This is a genomic window from Bradyrhizobium sp. WSM4874 (assembly GCF_055811835.1).
Map to the genome: position 1 here is coordinate 1 of NZ_JBVVPR010000248.1, position 323 is coordinate 323.

Consider the following 323-nt stretch of genomic DNA (forward strand, 5'->3'; position numbering starts at 1 on the left):
GCTGAACAGATTGAGCTGCTTACAACCCGCATAGAGAAGCTCGACAGAGAGATTTTGGTTGCCGTCAGAAAGGACCCTGATGCAAGGCGTCTGATGAGCATTCCGGGTGTCGGTCCTCTCATCGCCGCTACCGTTCGGACATCCGTCGTGGATGCTCGCGATTTTGCGACTGCACGAGATTTTGCGGCTTGGACGGGGCTCACACCGAGCGGCGGGAAAGAAAGGCTCGGCGCGATATCAAAGCGCGGAAATCGGCAACTACGGACGCTCCTGATCGTTGGTGCGACCTCTATCATCAAGCTTGCTAAACGAGGCTTGAAAGT

1 protein-coding gene is annotated in these 323 nt (G+C 55.7%); it reads left to right on the forward strand.

Annotated features, from left to right (window positions below):
* The coding region (locus AC0L3P_RS40230; protein WP_473309490.1) for a transposase at positions 1-323 on the forward strand (323 nt) is incomplete at both ends.